The organism is Oleiphilus sp. HI0061, assembly GCF_001635675.1.
Genome location: NZ_LWFE01000490.1, coordinates 1 through 818 on the forward strand (window position 1 = coordinate 1; position 818 = coordinate 818).

1 protein-coding gene is annotated in these 818 nt (G+C 43.0%); it reads left to right on the forward strand.

All coding sequences use genetic code 11. The features are described 5' to 3' along the window. The first annotated feature begins 211 nt into the window (after window positions 1-211). Complete coding sequence (locus A3735_RS30390) at window positions 212-643, forward strand: CCXG family PEP-CTERM protein (protein ID WP_255375148.1); 432 nt, start codon at window positions 212-214, stop codon at window positions 641-643. The last annotated feature ends 175 nt before the right edge of the window (window positions 644-818 follow it).

The window sequence follows — 818 nt, forward strand, 5'->3', positions numbered from 1 at the left end:
CTGACCAGCCACCAAATTCAATGTAATACAACTAGGATACACACATGAAAAAATTACTCTAAGCGCTCTTACTTTAGTATTAGCAGCGCTGAGCTTAAACGTTAGCGCAACGACGATGACTATTGACACTCGTAGTATCACTAATGGTATAGACGACACGGATTTTATTACTTCATGGACTGATCAAACTTAAGCGATTAACTCACTAAATATTTCAGATTTCAGTGGTTTCTTTTCTGGCAACAACACGATCAGCCACTTAAGCATCTCACTAACATCTGCTATAAGCGGCTCGTGGGGAATCGAAGCTGGCTTGGACGCAGGCTACGGCGCAGCTCTATATGTTGATGGTAGCCTAATCGAAAATAGAACTGATGACCTTTGGTGGCAATACAACTGGAACAATTCTGACGTTCTATCTGGCACTGCCGGTATTTCTGCTGGCAGCCACACTATCGACCTATACTGGGCAGAAAACTGCTGCAACGGTTATAGCAGCGGTCGTTTCACAACAGATGGCGGCAGCACATGGCAGTCACTTTCTGTAGCAAATATTGATGCAGCTACTGTATCTGAGCCAGCGACTCTTGCTCTATTTGGTCTTGGTCTATTAGGTTTAGCTGGCGTACGTCGATTTAAATAAGCTTAACCTACTCCATCTCCTGGTGGTAAAGCTTTGGGTATTTTTTATACCCAAAGCTTTTTTAAAACTTAGTAACAAGCCCTCTCGAATATTTCTGCTTCCAAACCTCCTTACAAGCTCCCTTAATTCAGCGCCGTGTATTAGAATCAGTGTCATCAATCTATTAGCTACGCTG